Consider the following 20,163-nt stretch of genomic DNA (forward strand, 5'->3'; position numbering starts at 1 on the left):
ATGCATTTTTGCCGGATTTCTTACAGAATTAATATCTTTCTGCCCAATTCGGGCCGGCGACTGCTTTGGACGAATATTATTCGCCGACCTTCCTGACACCGCTTATTTTCAATTCTCCGAAGGCCCAGTGCCGATGTAAAATCCTGACCGCAAACTGCCGTTCAAACCGCATTTTTCTTCACCGCGTTTGCCGGCATATTATATTAATAATTAAACCAACTGTTATGCAAACCATTATAGAACCCTTCCGAATCAAATCGGTAGAACCCATTTATATGACCACCCGTGCCCAACGTGAGGAAATCCTGCGCGAAGCCCATTACAACCCGTTCCTGATTGCCGCGGATCGGGTACTGATTGACCTGCTTACAGATAGCGGTACCAGCGCCATGAGCAGCCGACAATGGGCCGGCATCATGCAGGGCGATGAATCTTATGCCGGTAGCAGCAGTTTCTTCAAATTTGAAGAAGTCGTGCGGCGCATAACCGGCATGCCATATATTATTCCAACCCACCAGGGGCGGGCCGCCGAGAAAATTTTGTTCAGTCTGCTGGGCGGCCCCGGCAAGTTTTTAGTGAGCAATACGTTTTTTGACACGACCCGCGCCAATATCGAATATAGTGGCGCCACAGCGGTGGATCTCTTATGTGAAGCGGGGAAACATCCCGGGATACCGGCCCCCTTTAAAGGCAATATCGATACGGCGGCCCTGGAACTCTTCCTGCAGGAAAAAGGGGCCGCGGTAGCCGCTGTGATGCTCACTGTTACCAATAATTCCGGAGGTGGTCAACCGGTAAGTATGGCAAATATAAAAGCCACGCATGCACTGTGCAAAACCTTTGGTCTGCCCCTGTACATCGATGCCTGTCGTTTCGCTGAGAATGCCTATTTCATCCGTTGCCGGGAATCCGGTTATGCAGCGCATTCCGTCGAAGACATCGCCCGGGAAATGTTTTCCTATGCCGATGGGGTGACGATGAGCGCTAAAAAAGATGCTTTTGCCAATATAGGGGGCTTTCTGGCGGTGCAGGATGCGGCGCTGGCAAAACAATGTCGCAATCTGCTGATCATCACGGAAGGGTTTCCTACCTACGGGGGACTGGCGGGCCGGGACCTGGAAGCCATAGCCATCGGGCTGGAAGAAGTGATGGATGAGGCCTACCTGCATTATCGAATCCGGAGTATTGAATATTTAACCGAAAAACTGCATGCAGCCGGTGTACCGGTCATGCGGCCCGCCGGCGGGCATGCGATATATCTGGACAGCAGAGCTTTTTTGGAACATATACCGGTGGAGGAATATCCTGGACAGGCCCTGGTGGCAGCCCTGTATGTGGAAGGGGGCATCCGGGCAGTGGAAATCGGCTCCCTGATGTTTGGAAAATATGACGCTGCGGGCAAACTGATTCCGGCCGCACTGGAACTGGTCCGGCTGGCCATTCCCCGGCGGGTTTATACCCAGAGCCATATTGATTATGTTGCCGAAGTGGTCATTGAGCTGTTCCAAAACCGGGATCGCATCAGGGGATTACAAATCATCGAGGAGGCCCCCCTGCTGCGTCACTTTACAGCGAAACTAGCACCCGTGGCTGTCATGTGACGGGTTCCTGCAAAAAGAAAAGTGTCCGTTCAGACACTTTCTTTTGAATTTATAGGAAACGTATGGTTTTAGCGTTGATTGCGCGCTTTGGATCCGGTAGTGGATTTTTTGGTAGGCGACTGTTTTTTTGCTGCCTGTTTTTTAATGTTGGACTGCCGGTTATTCCATTGTTCATGTTGGGGATGCTGTTTACTGGCAAAGTATTTTTCTTCCCTGCTATCGCGGATCATTCCCTGTTTCTTGCCCTGCCCCTTGTAACTGGCATACTGACGTTGGTGTTGTTGGTTGTACCGGTAAGGTCTGGCATCATTGATCACTACTTTATAACTGTTATAGGCACTGAATTGATACCGGGCTGGAAGGGTCTTGACATATTGCCATTTACGTCCGTTTAAGATGATAAATTGTTCCCTGGCAATATCATAATAGATATTATAATCTGGAAAATAATAGAAGCTGGCATATTCATATCCTGTGGGACCCCAGCCTGGCTGGACGCCAATATTATTCCGGCTGGAAGTTCTTTGTGCGGCGATCTCCTGGGTACCGGCCCAACCCATGAAGAGCAGGAGGGAAGCGGCGATAATTATTTTTTTCATAATAAAATTTTTAAAGATGATAACTGAATGTCTTAACACTTAGAGTCTTAAAAGGCTCCTGGGGCTGCGCGGGAATTGATACAAATCTGCCAACAGTTCTTTTTTACCGCTGTTTGGCCATAATCTGCCGACAGGGCGATACCCTGCGGTGCATTCGGTGCGGGTGGGGTAGGTTAGTGGCGGACCTAGGACCTCTGGTTGTCCTGATATTGCCGGATGACTTGGGCAATGGAGGGGTAGCTGGCTTTCAGCCGTTGTTCCAGCTGGTTGGCGGAAACCCATTCGATTTTTTCAATATCTTCTTCGGTCTGTCCCAGGAGCGGCTCTGTCCCGGGTGACTGCATAACGAACCAGTGGCTTTCTTTCAATATGGCATGGCTGCCCTGCTGATAGGTGTGGAAAGTCACGGTCAGCGGGCGAAGGAGCCGGAGCGTGGAAAGTCCGGTCTCTTCCCTTACTTCACGGAGTGCGCAGTCTTCGATCGTTTCACCAGGGTCCTGGTGCCCCTTGGGCAGGTCCCAGTAACCCCTTCTGAAGATCATCAGGATATCCTGCTGAGCATTCAGCACCAGTCCGCCCCCAGCAATATGGCGTTCAAATTTTCTAAAAAACTGTTTTTTTAGTGCTTCCAGATCGGGATACAGGAAAATACCCGCCTTGATTTCTGGAAGATTGATTTCCCGAAGCATGGTATTGACCGTATGCGGGTCCAGGCTGTCGATAAAGATGGTTTCAGGGCGGTGGTGGAGCTGTTCCAGCCGGGGACTGAGTGCTGAACAGAGGTAGACGGGCTTATTTTGGATATATACGACCAGTTCCATGATAGCTACTGAGATGATTTTTGTCCTTTCCTGCATTTGGACCCATACGGAAAGCCAGTCAGGGGACAATTAATTCGTTGTTTCGTTCCTTAATTTTTAATTTCGCAGGTTAAAAATAGATACAAGCCATGAATGATGCAAAAGTTGTCGCAGAAAAATTATTAGAGGCGCGGGCGGTAAAATTAAGCCCTGAGGCTCCGTTTACCTGGGCCAGCGGCTGGAAAAGTCCGATTTACTGCGATAACCGGAGCGTGCTGTCCTATCCATTTATCAGGGATTATGTCAAAAGTGAACTTTGCAATGTCATTTTCGATCAGTTTGAGAATGCCGTTGCAATCGCCGGGGTGGCCACAGCGGGGATTGCCTGGGGGGCCATGGCTGCCGATCAGCTGAAACTTCCTTTTATGTATGTGCGACCCAAACCCAAGGACCATGGATTGGGCAATCAGATTGAGGGGCGCTTTGAACCGGGACAGAAAATCCTGGTGGTAGAGGACCTGGTAAGCACCGGAAAAAGCAGCCTTCAGGCAGTAGATGCCCTGGAAGCGGCCGGCCTCGAAGTGGTGGGCATGGTGTCTATTTTTACCTATGATTTTGCTATTGCCCAGGCGGCGTTAGCCGCCAGAACCTTAAAATTCCGACCGCTGACCAGCTACCCCGTATTATTAGAACTGGCAGTGGAGCAGGGCCTGATCCGACCCGATCAAACGGAACTGCTTTTGCAATGGCGCCAGGATCCTGCCAATTGGTCAGGGATTTAATTAACGATATTCTTCCATTCCTTCCAGTACTGATCGGGTGAACATCCCCGTCGTCCCACTATTTTTTCCCTGCAGTTTCACGAACCAGACAGGCGACCTGTCGGCTGCGCAGACAGCAAGCTGCTGTCCATCTTGTTGTCTCATCATCTGTCTTAACCATTTTTGTGTTTCACTAACTGTTAGAATTTCTGCGCGGTATCCTTACTCCCTGAGTTCGGATAAATTTGTCTGATTGATTGCAGAGGAGCCGGATAATTTAGCTGAAAGGCTACTAAATAAATTAGATTTCGACCCGGTTTTCCCAAATTAAACGATACTATAAATTTTAGAAATAAAATATTTGATTAATTTATTGATAATTAATTATATATATACAGGTATCTAAAATTATAAGTCTATGAAATTTCAATAGAAGGGCGCCTGCGTCAGTATGAAATGTAAGTGAGAATATTTTAAGTTTTAAATTATATAAATAACTGAAATATAGTATATTACATGATATATATAATTAAATACTTTTTGTAAAAATAATATTAAGTATAATCGAAATATATACAAGGGTTTTGGTTCACTGATTCGACAAATTTTTATCTGGAATCAGTAGCCGGTCTTCGTATTCAAATTTACAAAAAAAAGATTATATTAAATTTTACTTTAGATAATAAAACTAATTGGACTTTCAAGTTGCTGCGATGAGCGTCCTAATGTATATACCTATGAACGCCTGCCCTACCCTGCGAGGGGCTAGTAAGGACCTGACTTATATAAGGCAAGGCTTCAGTCAGGTAGCGCCAGTCGCTTAGCTGGCGCCAGGCCTTACTGACATACTGACGGTGTATCCTAAAGTAAATGAGGGGAACGCAGGAGGCGGGGAACCGACCATTGAAAGGCTGTTGGTGGCAAATTTAATTTACCGGAATCCGGACGACGGCACTCTTATTGAGTTTGAAATTTTTCCATTTCACTTTTTTAATATACTCAATAGCCTTGCGGGCAGTTATTTCATCTGGGCTCGCGACAATCGAAAAATTGGTCGGTTCACCATCTTCATCGACGGTGAATTTGATCTGAAGCATTCGGGTAGACCGGCTGCTGTCTACACCGAGGTTACCGGCCAGTTCCTGATAAAAATGGGACCAGCCTTCCTCTGGATAGAGTATATATTCTTGCTGGGCCGCCGCGGTTTCCTTCCGGAATTTGTTATAGTCTCCCAGGACCCCTTTTCTCTTTTTTGGGGAACCGGCTCCCACAACCAGCATTTCTTCGTTCTGTGCCGATACCCTGGTTAGGGCTATCTGGTTATTTTTTTCTGCTTTCAGGGTAGCCAGGGACCGGGCATAGCCGGGGGAGCTGATCGACACCATGGGCTGGCTGTCGGCTGCCGGAAATACAAAACTCCCGTCTTTTCCGGAAAGTATTCCCTGACCGGTCTGCTGCGCACCTTCTATAGTAGCTGCCGCCACTGGTTTCCCCTGTTCATCCGTTACCCTGCCTGCTATGTAATTAAAGGCGACTGCCTGCGCGGAAGGCTGCGGAGGACGGAGGCTATCCTGGAATCCTGACCGGGCAACGGTCTGCGTCTGTACCCTTGCCGCAACGGCGGTCTTTTTTTGCTGAAAGTGCCTAAGGTCTTCTTTATCAGTAGTATTTGCAGCAATTGCCGCTTGTTCATTTGTTTGATCTTCCACAGGCGCTGTGGCAGTTTCTACCGGGCTTGCTGCTTGCTGTCGGCGGCTTGCCAATACGGTGGGTGGCGGAAGGGGTGCCATAACCGGACTGCTGTCGGTAGCGTCTTTTTGTGCCGCTTCGGTCATGACCGGGCTGTCGCCGATGACAGGAGCAGCGGGTTGCTGCACCTGGGCAATATCCGATCGGGACGTTCCCGGTCGGTTGAACCACCAGATGGACGTAGCAAGCAGGCCCAGGACGCAGGCCGCCGCGATCCATCTCCAGGTCCTGGTACCGGATCCTGAAAGCGGGACCGGGGCGGTTTTTTGGTTTTCAACCTGCCCCAGGATGGCCGCATGAATGGCATTCAGCTGTTTTGCTGTCTGGCCGCCTGAAACCAGCCGGAATCCGTCGATGGCGTCGGCCAGCATAGGATCACTCAGGGCGGCACGCTCCAGTTCGTGCATTTCCTGGGCATTCATACGACCATTCAGGTATCTTTCGATATCTGCAGCATTGTATCCGTATGACTTATTTTCCGGCATTTTTTTCCATGCAATTTTTTAAGTTTCGCCTGCCATTCTGGATCAGACTGCGCACTTTGTTCCAATCTGAACCAGTACTGGTCGCAATTTCATTATAACATTTGTTCTCATAATAAAACATCCGGATCGTTTTTTGTTGTTCCCCGGGTAGTTTTTCCATGCATTTTTCGAGTTTTTTAAAGGTAGCTTCCTTTTCTATTACCCTATCCAGATGCGAAAAATCCTCGGATTGCACAGCCTGCTGCTCAAAACTGACTGTCCTGACTTTTTTTGAAGCTCTTAACTGCATCAGACAGAAATTCTTAGTCAGAACATATACCCAGCTTTTAAAATGCTGGACTTCATGGGAGGGGAGCTTCCGGAGTAATTCCTGGTAAATATTCATTACCGCATCCTTGGCTTCTTCTACATCTTCAAGGTATTTGAGACAGACACCGTAAATCAGGTCGCTGTACCGAAGATAAAGTGTCGCAAGTGCCTGCTGGTCACCCTGTTGCCGGAACGCCTGCAGCAAGGCCGCATCGTCAGCTTCTGATTGGGATGATATGTTGACTGCCAGGGTCAATAGTATTTTATATAAATCGGAACGATTCCGCAACAGGCGGCGACTGGTTTGTTTCGGAATGACCTTTCACAAAGATAACGAACCGGCCCGAATGCCCTCTTCGGTTAAAATTATGCAATCTGAAAGCCTTTTGCATCTTATTACCAACAGGTATTAGCTATCGAAGCCTGTTAGGGAACAGGTACGGAAGCTGTGCGGCTTATTGCCAGATGTCGGTTTCGGTATGGATGTGGTCCTTTTATCACTAAAAGCTAAAAAGTATAGGGATGAAAATTTTAAAACTAATTATCGGCCTGATGTTGCCGGTATTGCTGCTGGCTTCCGGACTGGTTACCGTAACAATCAGCGGTAAGGTTTTGGACGAAAACAGGCAGCCAGTAGTCAATGCTGTGGTTCAGGAGAAAGGCAGCAACCAGTCCGCCAGTACGGATGCCCAGGGAAATTTCTCGCTTGAAGTCAGTGGCAAAAATGCTATCCTAATTGTCACCGCTACTGGTTATCCGCAACAGGAAATCAAAGTCGGCACCCAGCGCCAGCTGCAGATCGTATTAACGCCTGCAGGTGCTTTACTTGATTCGGAGCGTAAAAAGTTGCCTACACCACCACCCCCGCGACGACCGGTGGCACCAGATAGTAGAAGACAGGAAGTCGCCCTCAGTCCTCGTACGACAGATGCCGGAAAGGGGCTTGTAGCAGTGCATCGGCCAACTGCATTTCTCTATGATCTCGGCCGGGTGAAAAGTCCGGAACATGGCCGGTCGGTTGATCCTGATTTTAATCGGGAGGGTTATGATCATATTACGGAGAATCCTTTCCGGAAAGCCACGGATCATCCCCTGTCAACCTTTTCCATAGATGTTGACGGCGCATCCTACAGCAATATCCGTCGCTTCCTTATGCAGGGACAATTACCTCCGGCCGGAGCCGTACGAATTGAGGAAATGATCAATTATTTCAGTTATAACTATCCGCAACCCGGCGCGGGGCAACCTTTCGGTGTCTACACGGAATATGTAACCTGTCCCTGGAATAATCAGCACCAACTGGTATCAATCGCCCTGCAGGGGCGTCGGATTCCGACGGCCAATCTTCCGGCTGCGAATCTGGTTTTTCTGATTGATGTCAGCGGTAGTATGGCATCGGCCAATAAATTACCGCTGGTACAGGCTTCCATGAAATTATTGACCGATCAGTTGCGCGCCAAAGACAAAGTAGCCATTGTAGTGTATGCAGGAAAATCTGCTGTGGTGCTCCCTGCCACTTCTGGTGAAGCGTCTTCCCGCATTAAAGCCGCTATCGATCAATTGCGTGCCGGAGGTTCGACCGCCGGAGGTGCAGGCATTCGAATGGCGTATCAGATCGCATCCGAGAATTTTCAGAAAAACGGAAATAACCGGGTGGTTTTGTGCACCGACGGTGATTTTAATGTAGGGCAAACCAGTGATGATGAACTGGAACGGCTGATTGAATTAAAAAGGCAATCAGGCATTTATTTGACGGTGCTTGGATTTGGTACAGGAAATTACCAGGATGCTAAAATGCAAAAACTGGCCGATAAGGGTAATGGCAACCACGCTTATATTGATAACCTCAGTGAGGCCAGAAAGGTGCTGATCAGCCAGTTCGGCGGCACCCTTTTTACCATCGCCAAGGACGTCAAGCTTCAGGTGGAGTTTAATCCGGCCAGGGTACAGGGATATCGCTTAATTGGTTATGAAAACCGGATTTTGGCAAAAGAAGATTTTAATGATGATAAGAAGGATGCAGGTGAGCTCGGTAGTGGTCATACGGTAACTGCACTTTATGAAGTGATACCTACAGGCATACCGGCACCCGAATTAAAAAATACGGATGCACTCAAGTACCAGCAGGAAAGGAATACAACGCCACCGTCGGTTTCGGGAGAATTGCTCACCGTCAAGTTGCGGTATAAAAAACCTGAGGGGGACAAAAGCTATTTACTCAAACAGCCTCTGGGCGGTAAGCCTGCAGGAATTCAAAAAGCCAGTGAAAATATTCGGCTGGCGGCAGCGGTAGCCCAGTTCGGTATGCTACTCCGGCAATCGGCTTATATGGGAAATAGTTCTTATCAGGATGCCATCACCCTGCTGCAAACGCTGAAAAAGGATGAACCGCAGGGCTACCGTTCAGAACTGCTACAGTTGGTGCAAAAGGCAAATTCTCTCGGCGTCCGAGAAGATGCGGAGGACCAGGCCAGGGAACAGTCACAACGGGAGCATTGGATTTTAACAAGTCGATGAAGCCGGGATGGTACCGGAGGCGCTTACCATGGAATGGACCTGCGGAACCCTGGATGAAAAGGAGCGGTCCCGCCGCTCCTTTTCATTGCTATATGCTCTTTAGTCTGTTAATTTGCAGTATGAGTCGTTCACAGATGATTACTGTTCTGGCCGCCTGTCTGATGGTTGCTGCTGCTATCCTTCCCTGGGTTTATATTCAGTCTCCCGATCTCACACTTACCGGGCTGGATACCGGCGCGACCAGATTTGGAAAACCGGCAGCTGCAAATCTGGTACTCACGGCGCTGCTGCTTATCTGTGCTTTTATACCCCGGGTCTGGGCCAAGCGACTGGCCTTATTGTTTGCCGCCCTGAATCTTGGATGGGCCATCCGGAATTTTGTAATCATCTCCCGATGTGAAGCCGGCGAATGCCCTGATAAGAAAACAGGACTCTATTTACTGTTATTTGCCGCTATCATCCTTCTGGGTACGGCCTTATTTCCGAAGGAACCTCCGATGAAACAGGAACTGCCACCGCTTACATAAAGAAACCACCGGCAAAATAAGCACCCACAGCAGCGGCCATACCTGCCAATCCGATGATCAATAAACCACTCATAGGGTTTTTACGGGCAGACCGGTATTTCTGGTAACCCAGGAAACCCAGTAAAACCAGTGGCAACAGCAGGGCTTGAAAATCAGGGAGGCCCAGCAGGTAATTATTGAGTATGATAACCAGGGCACAAACGATAAAACCTGTAAAAATACTGAGACCATAATGCAGGGGTTGCAGTTGCCCCGTCGCATTGTCCCCTTGTTTCCATTGCGCTTCCCATTGCTGATTTTCTGTCACCGTATCCTGAATCATCGCCTGACGAAGTCCTTCTTCGATGTCCAGGGATTGATAGATTCGTTGCAGATTGGCAGAAGCACCTCCCGGTGCATTCTCTGCTTTTCGTGTGAAATACCCGCCCAGTCCTAATAACAGGGCGGCAAAAAAAGCAATAATGGCGCAGGTCCACCAGATTGCATCCGACCGCATGCCTTTGGCCAACAGGAAACTGTATACCGCGAGCGTAAGAATGGTCCCTTCTATAGCGCCCACAATCAATGCGGGTAAAAAGTCATAAATGGGTTTTGTCTTTTTCAAAATCGGTTCAGGGTATTTTCGATGATCGATAGACTTTCTTCCAATTGCTCTTTGGAAATGCAAAGCGGTGGGGCAAATCGGATTTTATCACCGTGTGTAGGCTTGGCCAGAAGTCCATTTTCTTTTAGATCCATGCATATCTGCCAGGCTGTATTGGAATCGGCATGGTTGATTTCTATGGCATTTAGGAGTCCCTTACCGCGGACCTGGCGGATCAAGGGGGTTTTTAAATGTTGTAGAAAGTTCCGGAATACTTGCCCCATTTCCAGGGCATGATCCGCCATTTTTTCGTCCACGAGCACCTCCAAAGCGGTAATGGCAGTGGCTGCCGCCAGCGGATTACCACCATAAGTTGAGCCATGCTCACCGGGGCGAAGCGTCAGCATGATGGCGTCGTCTGCAAGCACCGCACTGATCGGCATCATGCCCCCGCTCAGTGCCTTGCCCAGTAATAATATATCCGGACGTACGGTTTCGTGATCACAAGCCAGCATTTTGCCGGTCCGGCAAAGTCCGGTCTGAATTTCGTCGGCGATCAGTAAGACCTGGTGTTGACTGCATAGCGCCCTGACGGTACTCAGGTAGCCCTCATCGGGCACAAGAACACCTGCTTCACCCTGAATGGGTTCCACCAGAAATCCGGCGATGTTTTTGTCTTCTTCCAGTAGCGATTTGAGTGCCCCGACATCATTGAAATCAATGGAAATGAAACCAGGTGTATAAGGACCGAAGCCCGCCCTGGCCTCCGGATCTGTACTGAAGGAAATCACCGTGGTTGTGCGCCCGTGGAAATTGTTATTACAAACAACGATTTTAGCAGTTCCCGGCGAGAGTCCCTTCACCTCATAAGACCATTTCCGGCAGAGCTTGATGGCCGTTTCCACAGCTTCAACACCCGTATTCATGGGAAGTACTTTATCGTAACCCAGCAGTTCGGTTATATATTTTTCGAAGCCTCCCAGACGGTCGTTATAGAAAGCACGGCTTGTCAAGGTCAACTGAGCGGCCTGTTCCATGAAACTTTCCAGGATACGGGGATGGCAATGTCCCTGATTGATGGCCGAATAGCCGCTTAAAAAATCAAAATAACGACGCCCTTCCACATCCCAGACAAAACAGCCTTTGCCTTTGGATAAAACGACAGGTAAGGGATGATAATTGTGTGCACCATATTGCGCTTCGAGATCCATAAAATAAGAAGAGGTAGGGGTAGAGACGGTTGACATGAGGAACCTTTTTAAGTGTACAATAAGAATAATTTCAGCCGGCGAAAGGTTCCTGTCAGTGACACAGCAGATCGAGATGCTGTGTTAATAATAATGATATGTGATGGGTATATCTGATAAAATATCTTTCGACAAAATAACAAAAAAAACCGCAAAGCGGCATTCAGAATTAATTAGGGATACAACTACAGGTCGATGATTTTGACAAAGTAATCAGCGGGAAAATCAGGCGCCAATGGGCGGTCCCTTTCAAAAAGACCATAAACGGTGCTGCCACTGCCACTCATCAGCGAGAAAACGGCGCCCATCTCATAGAGACTTTCCTTAATGGCGGCAATGGGTGGATGGGCCGCGAAGACCGGTGCTTCAAAATCATTGGTCAGTATTGATTTCCAGGTTTCGGGAGCCGTCAGGCGCAGGGAAGTGAACGGTATGGAACCAGCGCCTGGCTGGATTCTGGAGAAAGCCCAGGGTGTGGAGATATGGATTTTCGGATTGACCAGCACCAGCCGGTAACCGTTCAGATCCATCGCCATTGGCGTGAGGCATTCGCCGCGCGCGGTAGCCAGGCAGGGCTGGTTGTATATAAAAAACGGACAGTCACTGCCCAGTTGCAGTGCATAGACCGCCAGCTGCTTCTGATCTAAACCGAGGGCAAAGCCTTCATTGAGGGCAAGCAGGGTGTAGGCGCCATTGGCGCTGCCGGCACCCAGACCGGCGCCTACCGGAATATTTTTCAGCAGGTGAAAATGCAGGGGGGGTAATTCGGGAAAATCCGCTTGCAGCAGCCGATAGGCTTTAAGTATAATATTATCATGAATCGCACCAGGAATCGACTGACCCCATATTGTAAGATGGGTTCTGTCCGCAGGGGTCAGTTCCAAAACATCATAAAGGGGCAGGGGGAAAAAAATAGTCTCCAGGTTATGATAACCGTCCGGGCGGCGTTCTGTAATACGCAGACCCAGATTGATTTTACAATTGGTGAACTGGATCAAGGCGGCAGCTTTATTTTTTCTTTCGGGCATTGAGTTCATCGCGAATGGCAATCGCCTTCATATAATCCTCATGCTCCAGGACTTCACTCAATAATTTATTGAGTTGTTCTATAGTCATCGATTTTAAATCATCATTGCCGCTGTCTGCCGTCGGGGTGGCGACCGCTTCTTCCTGCGCTTCGGTTTCCTTGGGATTGCCTTTTTCATCCATGGTAATTCCGGCATTGGCCAGAATGTTCTCATAGGTATAGATAGGGCAACCGAAACGCACAGCCAGTGCCAGGGCATCCGATGTGCGACTATCAATTTCGATGGTCTCAGATTCTGAAGAACAAACCAGTTTACTGAAAAATATACCTTCCTGAAGATCTGAAATAATAATTTCATGCAGTTCGATCGAAAATCCCAGCATAAAATTTTTCATCAAATCATGGGTCAGAGGGCGGCTGGGGTTCATTTTTTCCAGTGCCACTGCAATAGCCTGGGCTTCAAATCCTCCAATGACAATAGGCAGTCGCCGCAGCCCATTGACCTCCCCCAGTACCACTGCATAGGAATGGGTTTGGGTGATGCTATGAGATAATGCAACAATTTCAAGTTCTATTTTTTTCATAAACCGGTTACGAAACTAAGCATTTTTTAAAAAACAAGGCTAATGAGCGATCATTAGCCTGTATCAGTTGAACCGAAAATATTCGGGAAGGGTTTTTATTGCTTTAAAGCAGCGGTAAGTTTGGGGACTACTTCGAACAAATCACCGACGATACCATAGTCTGCAGCTTTAAAGAAAGGGGCATCCGGATCCTTGTTGATAACGACGATCGTCTTGCTTCGATTGACGCCCGCCAGGTGTTGAATGGCTCCCGAAATACCAACCGCTATATACAGATTCGGGGCGATGGTACCGCCGGTCTGGCCCACATGTTCATTATGGGGGCGCCAGTCTGCATCAGCGACCGGTCGGCTGCAGGCCAGTGCGGCATGCAGGGTGCCTGCCAGGTCTTCCAGCAAATGCCAGTTTTCGGGTCCTTTCATGCCTCTTCCTCCACTTACAACGATCTGGGCTTCAGCCAGCGGTACTTCGCCGCTTGAGGTGTTCACTGAAGTCTGTTTGACGCGCGGAGCGGCGACCGAGGCTTCCAGCGTAAGAATTTCTGCGGTACCCGGGGTTGATTCACTTGTATAGGCATTCGGATTCAGGGTGATGATTTTAATCGGGCTGTTGATCTGAACTTCCGCAAATGCTTTGCCTGAAAAAACAGATTTTTTAACTACAAATGGATCGGTAGAGGATGGCAATTCCACAGCACCTGCTACCAGGCCTGCCTTGAGTCCGGCAGCCAATACGGGTGCGATGGCTTTACCGCTACTATTATGGGAGAACACAATTACTTTAGCATCTGTTTTCTCCACTGCCTGTTGCAGCACCCCCGCATACACCTGGGCATCCGGTTGGCTTAGGTTTTCATTTTTTACCTGATAAACTTTTTGCAGGCCATAATTTCCCAGGACCCCCAGATCGGTGGTTTCCTGCGCGAGAACCAGCCCTTCCGCAGATTGATTGAGTTGCCGGGCCAGGGCTGCACCATAACTTGCGGCTTCCAGTGAAGACTTTTTGATGTTGCCGTCTTCGGCGATATCTATATAAATTAAAACGGACATAGTAGAATATTTTAAGGGTTGCAGTACTGTTTTATCAGATGACTTTCGCTTCTTCTCTTAGCAGCCGGACCAGTTCTTCCACCTGGTCAGGATCAATGAGTTTGACGCCGGCCTTGGGTGGGGGTACACTGAAGCTGGTGATGGTTGTCAACGCCTCTACAGACACCGGTTGTTTTACTTCGAGTGGCTTGGTCCGGGCCGTCATGATATTACGCACATTGGGAATCCGTTGCGCAGCCATGCCTTTATTACAACTGATCACTACCGGAAGATCTACTTCACAGACCGCTTCACCGCCTTCAATTTCCCGGGTAACGGTTGCCGTACTGCCATTGAGTTCAAATTTCGTTGCCAGTGAAATATAGGGTAGTTCCAACAGTGCGGACAGCATTCCACCGACCGAACTGCCATTATAATCAATGGTTTCCTTGCCGAGAAAAATCAGATCATAGGCACCTGTCCGGGCCACTTCAGCGATCTGGGCCGCGATCTGGTAACTGTCCTGACTTTCGGTATCCACCCGAATGGCTGCGTCACCTCCAATCGCCAATGCTTTGCGGATTATAGGATCGGCGTCAGCAGTTCCAACTGTAATCAGGTCAACGGTTACCGAAGGATCAGCTTCTTTCAGTTCAATGGCTCGGACCAGACCGTAATGTTCGTCATTGGGATTAACAATCCACTGTACCCCCGCGGTGTCGAATTTCGTGTTGTTATCGGTGAACGCTATTTTTGCCGTAGTATCCGGCGTTTTACTGATACAGACTAAGATCTTCATATGTGCTGTTTTTGCTCAGGCATCTGTCACTGTTTTGAAACAGATGAGAGGTGTTAAAATAGTTGTTTATGCAACTAAAACAAAGATAACGGTTATTCATTTAAAAAATGCCGGCTTTTAAAAATAATTAAGGAATACTTATGTCCCGGATTGATCAATTGGAGAAGCTGTTGGAAGCGCAGGCAGGCGATAGTTTTTTACAGCATGCCCTGGCACTGGAATATATTAAGGCCGGTGATGACCAACGGGCGGCCGCATTGTTTACAACGCTGTTGAAAAAGGATCCGGATTATGTGGGCAGCTATTATCATCTGGGGAAATTATATGAGCGTCGTGGGGATGAAACGGCTGCTGTTCAGACCTACGAAGCGGGGATGCAGGCGGCGCAGCGTTGTGGCGACAGGCATGCTTATGGAGAATTGCGTACCGCCCATGAAGAGTTGACTTTCTAGATAGGGGCATTCGGTCGAAAGCGCTCCTTTTGCCGTCGAAAGAATTATCTTTATGGCAATGCGCATAAGGAAGAAAACCCTCATCATTTTTACGCTGTCTCTGGTGGTCCTGATCTATACCCAATGTATATACCGGGACCGTCCCGAGCCGGACCCCCGGGGAGAACTTTATGCCGGAGCCGCTGCCTGCCGGGATTGCCATAGCAGTATCGTAGCTTCCTATATGCAAACCGCTCATTACCATAGTTCGGCAGTGGCTGATCCTGCCCGACTTGCCGCTTTTATCCGACCGGAGAACAGTACGGTGAATTACGGACCAGAGCGCCAGTTGAAAGTATCCGCCAGAGACGGCGGCGTCTATCAGGATTATTTTGAAAACGGGAAGTATACAATCGGCGAAAAGACAGATATTGTCTTCGGTGCCGGAAGCAAGGCGCTGACTTTTGGCTACTGGAAAGACCAGCAGGTATTTCAGTTACCCCTGACTTATCTGAAAGAACAACAAATCTGGACCAATAGTCCCGGCTTTCCAATCGATCATGCTTATTTTACCCGCCCCGTGACCAGTCGTTGCTTTGAATGTCACACGACTTATGTTTCCCGTTTTCAGGAACAGACGGGTACCCTGGAGCTCACTGAAAAATACCGACCGGAGACCGTACGCTATGGGATCGATTGTGAACGCTGTCATGGTCCTGCTGCCCTGCATGTTAATTTTCACCGGGAGCACCCGGATGCAGCTCAGGCGAAGTTTATCACCCGCGTGGGAACTTTGCACCGGCAGCAGCAGCTGGATCTTTGCGGGACCTGCCATTCTGGGGACGCCGCCGGACTAAAATCCATTTTTAGGTTCCAGCCTGGGGATAGTCTCGCAGCCTATTACCTGCATTTTCCCGGAGCTTCTCCCGACGTGCATGGCATGCAGATGCAACTCCTGGAGCAAAGTGCCTGTTACCAGCGATCGGAACTCACCTGTGGCAGCTGTCATAGTCCGCACCAGTCTGAGACCGGTAAAATCCAGGTGTTTATTTCCAAGTGTATGAACTGCCATCAGCAATCCCGTCATGCGGTAAAGGAGCTCAAACAGCAGGGAAACTGCATTACTTGTCATATGCCGTTGCAGGCTTCCAAAAGCCTGGATTTTAATAATAGTCAAAAATCCAATAGTATTGCATACAAATTAAGAACACACCGTATCGCTGTGTATCCCCACCTGAATTCCGACTAAGCATGAGTTTACCTGAGGCATTTCTGGCATATATTTATCAAGAACAGCTTTTTACCAAAAAGGACCGTTTGCTGCTTGCGGTTAGCGGGGGGGTGGATTCTGTCGTGCTTGCGACATTATTACAACAGACAGGATTCGATTTCGCAATGGCACATTGCAATTTCCAACTGCGGGCTGCGGACAGCCTGCGGGATGAAAATTTTGTCCGGGAATTCAGCGAAAAACTTGATCGACCTTTTTATACCATTCGTTTCGATACCGAAAGTTATGCCGGTACGCATAAGTTGTCAATTCAGGTAGCGGCCCGGGATTTACGATATCAATGGTTTGAGCAATTGCGTCAGCAGCACGGATATGATTATATTTTGACAGCCCACCACAGGGACGATAATATCGAAACCCTGCTCATTAATTTTTTCAGGGGTACAGGCATCAACGGGCTTACCGGCATCCAGCCCGTAAATGACCGCATCCGACGTCCGCTGCTTTTTGCCAGGAGAACGGAACTGGAAGCTTTTCTGAAAACGGAAGGACTGGCATTCGTCCAGGATGAGAGCAACCTGAAAAATGATTATACCAGGAACTGGTTGCGCAATCAGCTGATTCCGGAACTCAGCAAACATTTTCCCGGTCTCAGTGATAATCTTTCTGGCAATATTCAACGACTTAGGGAGGCGGCTGTTTTGTACCGGCAATCTGTGGATTCCACCAGGAAAAAACTGCTCCGGACAACAGATGACCGGCACCTGATAGCGGTATTGCAGTTGCAGCGCCTGCCCGCCTGGGAGACGATTTTACTGGAACTGATCCGGCCATTCGGATTCAAAGCCACCCAGTTGCCGGAAGTCGCCGCCCTGCTGGACAGCGGTTCGGGAAAATACATCTTGTCGGCCACCCATCGCATTTTAAGGGACCGGCGCCATCTGGTCATCACCGTCCTGGCACATCAACGGCAGGTCCCGGTGATCATCGAAGGGGAGGGGCGGCATGAATTTGGCGGAGGCACGCTCAGTCTCTCGGTGGATCGTAATCTGTCGTATAGTGCTGATCCGATGATTGCCGTAGTAGATGCTGCGTTGCTTCGTTTTCCACTGATTCTGCGGCCCTGGCGGCAGGGAGATTATTTCTACCCACTGGGTATGCGCAAGAAGAAAAAGCTGGCAAAATTTTTTATCGATCAGAAATTGTCTCTGGCAGAAAAGGAAAAAATATGGGTGCTGGAAGCGGACCGGAAAATTATCTGGATTCCGGGATATCGTCTGGATGATCGTTTCAAGGTAGCTGCCGGCACAAAGACGGTATACAAACTGCATTATCAGCCTGATCGTAACTGAGCCAAAAAAAGGCTGTCTCACATCGGAGACAGCCCATTCTTATTTTAAATATAATTGATTCTATAAATGTATGGCCTCATCATAAGCCACTTCAATGGCGTCCTTCACGCTTTCACTGATTGTGGGGTGCGGATGAATTGAATTCAGCACTTCATGATAGGTGGTTTCCAGTTTACGCCCCACTACGGTTTCCGCAATGATTTCAGTTACATTGTAACCAATCATATGCGTGCCCAGCCATTCACCGTATTTGGCATCAAAAATGACTTTGACAAAACCTTCGGGGTGTCCGGCAGCGCTGGCTTTACCGCTGGCGCTTAAAGGAAATTTACCCACTTTTACTTCGTAACCTGCTTCCTTGGCCTTGGCTTCTGTATAGCCCACACTGGCCACTTCAGGATAGCAGTAGGTACAACCTGGTACATTATTGTAGTCGATGGGCTGAGGCTGGTGGCCATATTTACCTGCGGCATGGGCAATAGCTTCCACACAGATGATGGCTTCCTTACTGGCTACATGCGCCAATGCCTGACCGGGAACACAGTCGCCGATGGCATAAACGCCATCCGTACTGGTCTTATAAAATTTATCTACGGTAATTTTACCTTTCTCGGTTTTGACGCCTGCACTTTCCAGTCCAATACCTTCAATATTGGCGCTGACACCTACGGCGCTCAGCAGAATATCAGCTTCCAGGGTCTTAGTACCATCGGCAGTTTTAATGGAAGCCTTCACGCCTTTGCCGCCTGTATCAACGGAAGTAACTTCGCTGTTCACCAGAATTTCGATGCCCTGTTTTTTTAGGTTCTTTTCCAGTTCCTTTGAAATATCTTCATCTTCGACCGGTACAATGCGGGGGAGAAATTCCACTACGGTTACCTTGGTGCCAATACTGTTATAGAAATAACCGAATTCAATGCCGATGGCACCACTGCCTACGACTATGATGCTTTTGGGTTGCTCCGGTAATGCCATGGCTTCCCGGTATCCGATGATTTTTTTACCGTCCTGTTTCAGGGCAGGCAACTCACGGCTACGGCCGCCGGTTGCAATAATAATATGTTTGCCTTCTACGGTCTGGGTCTTACCATCTTCGCCTTTCACTTCCAGTTTGCCTTTGCCTTTCAATGAACCGAAGCCTTTGATGACATCGATTTTATTTTTTCGCATCAGGAACTGCACGCCCTTACTCATTTTATCAGCCACACCACGGCTGCGTTTTACAATGGCTTCAAAATTGGGACTGCCCTGGGCTTCGATACCAAAATCCTTGGCGTGTTTGATATCATTGTACACCTGCGCACTTTTTAATAATGCCTTGGTCGGTATACATCCCCAGTTCAGACAGATACCGCCGAGGTTTTCTTTTTCAATGATAGCCGTTTTTAAACCCAGCTGAGAAGCGCGGATCGCTGCTACATAACCGCCCGGGCCGCTGCCCAATACTACTACGTCATATGCCATATGTGATGATTTTTTATAATTAATTCGAATTAATACAATTGTCGTCTAGGTCCTGCCTGTTTCTGGCACTGCTGTCCAAAGGCAATAGACCTGGCTTGACTTTTGAACCCTGCGAATTTAGCAGAATTGAACTGAATTTCCATCATGGCCTTTCCGGTAATCCTGCTGTTATGGGGATGTCAGTGCAGTTTCCGCGCTGCCGCCCATTGTTCCCGAATCCGGCGACGGGCCAGGGGTAATTCCCGGTTCAGATCAGTAAAACGACATTCCAGCGCGATCCTGCCTTTATAATTGATTTTTTGAAAAGCCCTAAAGTAGGGGGTGAAATCGTCTCCTGCGACCCCCGGGGCCGAGCGGGTAGCTTTTTCCCCGATATCACAAATGATAGACCAGATCGCCTGCTGCTTCAATTACAGCCGGGCCTTCGTCTTCGCGCATCATATGGTAAATGTCTATACAAAGTTTGAAATGAGGATGATTGACCGCCTGTGCCACCTGCAGGCATTCGCTTACCTTATTTAAGAAATTGCATTCCTCCCTGTTCTGGCTTTCCAGCGCCAGTACAATCCCGTACTTTTCGGCCAGCACGGCCAGTTTTTTACTGATTGATACAAATTGCCGGAAAGCGGAATCCCGGGGAAATCCCTCAGGGATCCTTCGGGAAGCGCCACTTCCAAAGACCATGACCTTGCAGCCCAGTCGGCGGGCGTGCTGAAAGACCGTTTCCACATATTCAAGGGTCCGGGCCTCATCAACCTTCGGTCCGGTGGTCTTGATGGAACCCGGGATAAATACATTCAGTGCCATGGCAGGTACCGAAAACTTATTTGCTGACAACTGCCGGTCAAAGAGGCTGTCCGGTGCGGAGGGGAGCAGGGTTTCGGCCACCGTAGGCTGAGTGAACTACCCATTGGCTAAAGACCAATGGGCTTCGGACTTCATCGCCCTGAGCTTCTTTTCAGAAGTCTTATTTAAGGCTCTGCCCGTGTAATCGGAGAGTTCCGCCCCGATGATTCTTATTCCTTCTTCAAGGATATTTTTACTTGCATTGAAGTCCCTGTCCAAAATA

The 20,163-nt window shown here is 48.8% G+C and carries 20 protein-coding genes; 7 read left to right on the plus strand and 13 right to left on the minus strand.

All coding sequences use genetic code 11. The features are described 5' to 3' along the window. Nucleotides 1-224 precede the first annotated feature (224 nt). Entirely contained in the window at nt 225-1,601 is a 1,377-nt protein-coding gene (locus ACYVI9_RS07835) for a tryptophanase (protein WP_460762956.1), read from the plus strand. 68 nt (nt 1,602-1,669) lie between these two features. Here ACYVI9_RS07835 and ACYVI9_RS07840 read toward each other — a convergent pair whose 3' ends face one another. Both ACYVI9_RS07840 and ACYVI9_RS07845 read right to left on the minus strand, forming a co-directional pair. After that, entirely contained in the window at nt 1,670-2,200 is a 531-nt protein-coding gene (locus tag ACYVI9_RS07840) for a hypothetical protein (RefSeq protein WP_460762958.1), read from the minus strand. Nucleotides 2,201-2,385: 185 nt separating this feature from the next. Further along, nucleotides 2,386-3,057, minus strand: coding sequence for an NUDIX hydrolase (locus ACYVI9_RS07845; RefSeq protein ID WP_460762960.1), 672 nt, complete (start codon nt 3,055-3,057; stop codon nt 2,386-2,388). A 92-nt stretch (nt 3,058-3,149) separates the two neighbouring features. Between ACYVI9_RS07845 and pyrE the strand changes: the two genes are divergently transcribed. After that, a complete protein-coding gene (pyrE, locus tag ACYVI9_RS07850) occupies nt 3,150-3,782 on the plus strand; it encodes an orotate phosphoribosyltransferase (RefSeq protein ID WP_460762963.1) in 633 nt (210 codons plus the stop codon). Here the strand turns inward: pyrE and ACYVI9_RS07855 are convergent, their stop codons facing one another. From ACYVI9_RS07855 to ACYVI9_RS07865, 3 genes are all read right to left on the minus strand, one after another. Further along, complete coding sequence (locus tag ACYVI9_RS07855; RefSeq protein WP_460762966.1) at nt 3,783-3,929, minus strand: hypothetical protein; 147 nt, start codon at nt 3,927-3,929, stop codon at nt 3,783-3,785. Between the two features lie 758 nt (nt 3,930-4,687). Continuing rightward, nucleotides 4,688-5,995, minus strand: coding sequence for a carboxypeptidase regulatory-like domain-containing protein (locus ACYVI9_RS07860; RefSeq protein ID WP_460762969.1), 1,308 nt, complete (start codon nt 5,993-5,995; stop codon nt 4,688-4,690). Beyond that, on the minus strand, nt 5,982-6,593 hold the full coding sequence (locus ACYVI9_RS07865) for an RNA polymerase sigma factor (RefSeq protein WP_460762971.1): 612 nt from the start codon (nt 6,591-6,593) through the stop codon (nt 5,982-5,984). Before ACYVI9_RS07865 ends, ACYVI9_RS07860 begins: the two co-directional genes overlap by 14 nt. A gap of 233 nt (nt 6,594-6,826) precedes the next feature. On the opposite strand from ACYVI9_RS07865, the gene ACYVI9_RS07870 reads away from it, so the two are divergent. Further along, complete coding sequence (locus tag ACYVI9_RS07870; RefSeq protein ID WP_460762975.1) at nt 6,827-8,821, plus strand: YfbK domain-containing protein; 1,995 nt, start codon at nt 6,827-6,829, stop codon at nt 8,819-8,821. Between the two features lie 119 nt (nt 8,822-8,940). Beyond that, nucleotides 8,941-9,348, plus strand: coding sequence for a hypothetical protein (locus tag ACYVI9_RS07875; RefSeq protein WP_460762977.1), 408 nt, complete (start codon nt 8,941-8,943; stop codon nt 9,346-9,348). Here ACYVI9_RS07875 and ACYVI9_RS07880 read toward each other — a convergent pair. From ACYVI9_RS07880 to ACYVI9_RS07905, 6 genes are all read right to left on the minus strand, one after another. Then, a complete protein-coding gene (locus ACYVI9_RS07880) occupies nt 9,341-9,952 on the minus strand; it encodes a VIT1/CCC1 transporter family protein (RefSeq protein ID WP_460762980.1) in 612 nt (203 codons plus the stop codon). The genes ACYVI9_RS07875 and ACYVI9_RS07880 overlap by 8 nt on opposite strands. Beyond that, complete coding sequence (rocD, locus tag ACYVI9_RS07885) at nt 9,949-11,178, minus strand: ornithine--oxo-acid transaminase (RefSeq protein WP_460762982.1); 1,230 nt, start codon at nt 11,176-11,178, stop codon at nt 9,949-9,951. Before rocD ends, ACYVI9_RS07880 begins: the two co-directional genes overlap by 4 nt. Before the next feature lie 185 nt (nt 11,179-11,363). Then, a complete protein-coding gene (ispE, locus tag ACYVI9_RS07890; protein ID WP_460762985.1) occupies nt 11,364-12,206 on the minus strand; it encodes a 4-(cytidine 5'-diphospho)-2-C-methyl-D-erythritol kinase in 843 nt (280 codons plus the stop codon). Then, on the minus strand, nt 12,187-12,789 hold the full coding sequence (locus ACYVI9_RS07895) for a bifunctional nuclease family protein (protein WP_460762988.1): 603 nt from the start codon (nt 12,787-12,789) through the stop codon (nt 12,187-12,189). Before ACYVI9_RS07895 ends, ispE begins: the two co-directional genes overlap by 20 nt. Before the next feature lie 95 nt (nt 12,790-12,884). Further along, nucleotides 12,885-13,838 carry an electron transfer flavoprotein subunit alpha/FixB family protein gene (locus tag ACYVI9_RS07900; RefSeq protein ID WP_460762990.1) on the minus strand — a complete coding sequence of 318 codons (954 nt, stop codon included), beginning with the start codon at nt 13,836-13,838 and terminating at the stop codon, nt 12,885-12,887. 34 nt (nt 13,839-13,872) lie between these two features. After that, the gene (locus ACYVI9_RS07905) at nt 13,873-14,616 is read right to left on the minus strand and encodes an electron transfer flavoprotein subunit beta/FixA family protein (protein WP_460762993.1); all 744 of its coding nucleotides are present in this window, start codon (nt 14,614-14,616) and stop codon (nt 13,873-13,875) included. Between the two features lie 140 nt (nt 14,617-14,756). On the opposite strand from ACYVI9_RS07905, the gene ACYVI9_RS07910 reads away from it, so the two are divergent. From ACYVI9_RS07910 to tilS, 3 genes are read left to right on the plus strand one after another with little or no spacing between them, the layout of a single operon-like run. Further along, entirely contained in the window at nt 14,757-15,068 is a 312-nt protein-coding gene (locus ACYVI9_RS07910) for a tetratricopeptide repeat protein (RefSeq protein WP_460762996.1), read from the plus strand. A gap of 52 nt (nt 15,069-15,120) precedes the next feature. After that, the gene (locus tag ACYVI9_RS07915; protein ID WP_460762999.1) at nt 15,121-16,296 is read left to right on the plus strand and encodes a multiheme c-type cytochrome; all 1,176 of its coding nucleotides are present in this window, start codon (nt 15,121-15,123) and stop codon (nt 16,294-16,296) included. 2 nt (nt 16,297-16,298) lie between these two features. Then, entirely contained in the window at nt 16,299-17,630 is a 1,332-nt protein-coding gene (tilS, locus tag ACYVI9_RS07920) for a tRNA lysidine(34) synthetase TilS (protein ID WP_460763001.1), read from the plus strand. Between the two features lie 60 nt (nt 17,631-17,690). Here the strand turns inward: tilS and lpdA are convergent, their stop codons facing one another. Both lpdA and ACYVI9_RS07930 read right to left on the minus strand, forming a co-directional pair. After that, nucleotides 17,691-19,094 (minus strand): dihydrolipoyl dehydrogenase, encoded by a 1,404-nt coding sequence (lpdA, locus tag ACYVI9_RS07925; protein WP_460763004.1) that lies wholly within the window; start codon nt 19,092-19,094, stop codon nt 17,691-17,693. 375 nt (nt 19,095-19,469) lie between these two features. Continuing rightward, the gene (locus ACYVI9_RS07930) at nt 19,470-19,982 is read right to left on the minus strand and encodes a sugar phosphate isomerase/epimerase family protein (protein WP_460763006.1); all 513 of its coding nucleotides are present in this window, start codon (nt 19,980-19,982) and stop codon (nt 19,470-19,472) included. Nucleotides 19,983-20,163: the final 181 nt, after the last annotated feature.

It is taken from the genome of Niabella terrae, from assembly GCF_054783135.1.

Bases quoted from the DNA above. Each gene is read 5' to 3' on its own strand.
- ACYVI9_RS07915 (WP_460762999.1), top strand. From the start codon at position 15,121: ATGGCAATGCGCATAAGGAAGAAAACCCTCATCATTTTTACGCTGTCT.
- tilS (WP_460763001.1), top strand. From the start codon at position 16,299: ATGAGTTTACCTGAGGCATTTCTGGCATATATTTATCAAGAACAGCTT.
- ispE (WP_460762985.1), bottom strand. From the start codon at position 12,206: ATGCCCGAAAGAAAAAATAAAGCTGCCGCCTTGATCCAGTTCACCAAT.
- ACYVI9_RS07845 (WP_460762960.1), bottom strand. From the start codon at position 3,057: ATGCAGGAAAGGACAAAAATCATCTCAGTAGCTATCATGGAACTGGTC.
- ACYVI9_RS07905 (WP_460762993.1), bottom strand. From the start codon at position 14,616: ATGAAGATCTTAGTCTGTATCAGTAAAACGCCGGATACTACGGCAAAA.
- pyrE (WP_460762963.1), top strand. From the start codon at position 3,150: ATGAATGATGCAAAAGTTGTCGCAGAAAAATTATTAGAGGCGCGGGCG.
- ACYVI9_RS07855 (WP_460762966.1), bottom strand. From the start codon at position 3,929: ATGATGAGACAACAAGATGGACAGCAGCTTGCTGTCTGCGCAGCCGAC.
- ACYVI9_RS07875 (WP_460762977.1), top strand. From the start codon at position 8,941: ATGAGTCGTTCACAGATGATTACTGTTCTGGCCGCCTGTCTGATGGTT.
- ACYVI9_RS07895 (WP_460762988.1), bottom strand. From the start codon at position 12,789: ATGAAAAAAATAGAACTTGAAATTGTTGCATTATCTCATAGCATCACC.
- rocD (WP_460762982.1), bottom strand. From the start codon at position 11,178: ATGTCAACCGTCTCTACCCCTACCTCTTCTTATTTTATGGATCTCGAA.
- ACYVI9_RS07840 (WP_460762958.1), bottom strand. From the start codon at position 2,200: ATGAAAAAAATAATTATCGCCGCTTCCCTCCTGCTCTTCATGGGTTGG.
- ACYVI9_RS07860 (WP_460762969.1), bottom strand. From the start codon at position 5,995: ATGCCGGAAAATAAGTCATACGGATACAATGCTGCAGATATCGAAAGA.
- ACYVI9_RS07835 (WP_460762956.1), top strand. From the start codon at position 225: ATGCAAACCATTATAGAACCCTTCCGAATCAAATCGGTAGAACCCATT.
- lpdA (WP_460763004.1), bottom strand. From the start codon at position 19,094: ATGGCATATGACGTAGTAGTATTGGGCAGCGGCCCGGGCGGTTATGTA.
- ACYVI9_RS07900 (WP_460762990.1), bottom strand. From the start codon at position 13,838: ATGTCCGTTTTAATTTATATAGATATCGCCGAAGACGGCAACATCAAA.
- ACYVI9_RS07910 (WP_460762996.1), top strand. From the start codon at position 14,757: ATGTCCCGGATTGATCAATTGGAGAAGCTGTTGGAAGCGCAGGCAGGC.
- ACYVI9_RS07870 (WP_460762975.1), top strand. From the start codon at position 6,827: ATGAAAATTTTAAAACTAATTATCGGCCTGATGTTGCCGGTATTGCTG.